The sequence below is a fragment of the Bradyrhizobium sp. P2_E8 genome, from assembly GCF_056403875.1.
Genome location: NZ_JBFUES010000932.1, coordinates 1 through 2931, shown reverse-complemented (window position 1 = coordinate 2931; position 2931 = coordinate 1). Strand labels below are relative to the sequence as shown.

General features: G+C 63.2%; 4 protein-coding genes. All 4 read left to right on the top strand.

Annotated features, from left to right (window positions below):
• The first annotated feature begins 279 nt into the window (after positions 1–279).
• Positions 280–645 (top strand): NADH-quinone oxidoreductase subunit A, encoded by a 366-nt coding sequence (locus AC1D00_RS34525; RefSeq protein ID WP_008136158.1) that lies wholly within the window; start codon positions 280–282, stop codon positions 643–645.
• A complete protein-coding gene (locus AC1D00_RS34520; protein WP_477013761.1) occupies positions 642–1223 on the top strand; it encodes a NuoB/complex I 20 kDa subunit family protein in 582 nt (193 codons plus the stop codon). Before AC1D00_RS34525 ends, AC1D00_RS34520 begins: the two co-directional genes overlap by 4 nt.
• A gap of 10 nt (positions 1224–1233) precedes the next feature.
• On the top strand, positions 1234–1848 hold the full coding sequence (locus AC1D00_RS34515) for an NADH-quinone oxidoreductase subunit C (protein ID WP_135176021.1): 615 nt from the start codon (positions 1234–1236) through the stop codon (positions 1846–1848).
• Positions 1849–1850: 2 nt separating this feature from the next.
• Positions 1851–2931, top strand: a 1081-nt coding sequence (locus AC1D00_RS34510) for an NADH-quinone oxidoreductase subunit D (RefSeq protein WP_477013760.1), incomplete at its 3' end; no start/stop codon positions are given.

Genomic DNA, 2931 nt, shown 5'->3' with positions numbered 1-2931 from the left:
TGGTAGATTTTGCTGCGCGGCCTCGATAAAGTGAGCTTCCCCAACAGCGGACATCACCGCCGAGCGCACTTGGGCTGATCGGGATCGCCCTTGCTGGGGCGGTCGATCTGCTCCATACCAGCCGCGGGGTGATTCCGGGATTTCTACCGTTCTGGGGCGGCAAAGGGCCTAAAAAGAGCGTGTCTTGCGCCCATTGGTGCACTGCGCTAAGGCTCAGAATAATTCCAAATCGGGACGAATCCGCGGCTCCCCCGACGTCGCGGGAAAAAGGGCTCGCCAATGAGCGGCATTCTACAGAACTATCTTCCACTCGTTGTCTTCATAGGGGTAGCGGGCCTCATCGGCCTCGTGCTGCTGATCGCGCCTTTCATCGTGGCGTTCCAGCAGCCGGACCCGGAAAAGCTGTCGGCGTATGAGTGCGGTTTCAACGCCTTCGACGACGCCCGCATGAAGTTCGACGTCCGCTTCTACCTGGTCGCCATCCTCTTCATCATCTTCGACCTCGAGGTGGCGTTCCTGTTTCCCTGGGCGGTGGCGTTCGGCAAGCTTGGCGCGACCGGCTTCTGGTCCATGGTGGTGTTCCTCGCCGTGCTGACGGTCGGGTTCGCCTATGAATGGAAGAAAGGGGCACTGGAATGGGATTGAACCCTGCACCGTCCGCCGGTCCGGTTCTCGCGCCGGCCCCCAAGGGCATTCTGGATCCGTCGACCGGCAAGCCGGTCGGGGCCAATGATCCGTTCTTCCTCGAGGTCAATTCGGAGCTGTCCGACAAGGGCTTCTTCGTGGCCGCGACCGACGACCTCATCACCTGGGCGCGCACCGGCTCGCTGATGTGGATGACCTTCGGTCTCGCCTGCTGCGCGGTCGAGATGATGCAGGTGTCGATGCCGCGCTACGACGTCGAGCGTTTCGGCTTCGCGCCGCGTGCCTCGCCGCGCCAGTCCGACGTGRTGATCGTCGCGGGTACGCTCACCAACAAGATGGCCCCGGCGCTGCGCAAGGTCTACGACCAGATGCCCGAGCCGCGCTACGTCATCTCGATGGGCTCGTGCGCCAATGGCGGCGGCTACTATCACTATTCCTATTCGGTCGTGCGCGGCTGCGACCGCATCGTGCCGATCGACATCTATGTGCCGGGCTGCCCGCCCACGGCGGAAGCGCTGCTCTACGGCGTGCTGCTGCTTCAGAAGAAGATCCGGCGCACCGGCACCATCGAACGCTAAGGTTTACGTCATGGACGATGGCAAGCTCGACGCCCTTGGGCAAACGATCGTTAGCGCGCTTCCGGGCGCGGCCACCGGTCATTCGGTGGCCTTCAACCAGCTGACGGTGGATGTCGAGGCCAGCAAGATCGTTGAGGTGGTCAAGTACCTCCGCGACGATCCGAGCTGCCGCTTCGTCAACTTCACCGACATCACGGCGGTGGACTATCCGGATCGCGAGAAGCGCTTCGACGTGATCTACCACTTTCTGTCACCGACGCTGAACACGCGGATCCGGCTCAGGGCTCAAGCCGACGAGACCACCCAGGTGCCGTCGCTGATCGATGTGTTCCCCGGCGCGGACTGGTTCGAGCGCGAAGCCTACGACCTCTATGGCGTGTTCTTCGTCGGCCATCCCGACATGCGCCGGATCCTCACCGATTACGGTTTCGAGGGCCATCCGCTGCGCAAGGATTTCCCGACCACCGGCTTCGTCGAGGTCCGCTACGACGACCAGGAGAAGCGGGTGGTGTACGAGCCTGTCAGGCTCAACCAGGAATTCCGCAAGTTCGACTTTTTGTCGCCGTGGGAGGGCGCCGACTATCCGGTCCTTCCGGGGGATGAAAAAGCAGGGCCGAAGGTCTGATCATGAACGAGCAACCCGAACAGCTTCGCAAGTTCACAATCAATTTCGGTCCGCAGCATCCGGCCGCGCACGGCGTGCTGCGCTTGGTGCTGGAGCTTGACGGCGAGGTCGTCGCCCGCGTCGACCCGCATATCGGCCTGCTTCACCGCGGCACCGAGAAGCTGATCGAGCAGAAGACCTATCTCCAGGCGATCCCTTATTTCGATCGCCTCGACTACGTCGCGCCGATGAACCAGGAGCACGCCTTCTGTCTCGCGGCCGAGAAGCTGCTCGGCATCGAGGTGCCGCGCCGCGGCCAGCTGATCCGCGTGCTCTATTGCGAGATCGGCCGCATCCTGTCCCATCTGCTCAACGTCACCACGCAGGCGATGGACGTCGGCGCGCTCACCCCGCCGCTGTGGGGTTTMGAAGAGCGCGAGAAACTGATGGTGTTCTACGAGCGCGCCTCGGGCAGCCGCATGCATGCGGCCTTCTTCCGCGTCGGCGGCGTGCATCAGGACCTGCCTCAGAAGCTGGTCGACGACATCGAGGCCTGGTGCGATCCGTTCCTGAAGGTGGTCGAAGATCTCGATCGCCTGCTCACCGCCAACCGCATCTTCAAGCAGCGCAACGTCGACATCGGCGTGGTGCCGCTGAAGGAAGCCTGGGAGTGGGGCTTTTCGGGCGTGATGGTGCGCGGCTCCGGCGCGGCCTGGGACCTGCGCAAGTCGCAGCCCTATGAGTGCTACGCCGAGATGGATTTCGACATTCCGATCGGCAAGAACGGCGACTGCTACGACCGCTACCTGATCCGCATGGAAGAGATGCGCCAGTCGGTGCGCATCATGAAGCAGTGCATCCAGAAGCTGAACGCGCCTGAGGGCAGGGGCCCCGTCGTCGTCGAGGACAACAAGGTCGCGCCGCCCCGCCGTGGCGAGATGAAGCGCTCGATGGAAGCGCTGATCCACCACTTCAAGCTCTACACCGAAGGCGTCCACGTGCCGGCCGGCGAGGTCTACGCCGCGGTCGAGGCGCCCAAGGGCGAGTTCGGCGTCTATCTCGTCGCCGACGGCACCAACAAGCCCTACAAGTGCAAGATCCGCG

What these genes read in the sequence shown, in the direction of transcription:
- AC1D00_RS34525 (WP_008136158.1), top strand. Translation starts at nt 280, where the DNA reads ATGAGCGGCATTCTACAGAACTATCTTCCACTCGTTGTCTTCATAGGG.
- AC1D00_RS34515 (WP_135176021.1), top strand. Translation starts at nt 1,234, where the DNA reads ATGGACGATGGCAAGCTCGACGCCCTTGGGCAAACGATCGTTAGCGCG.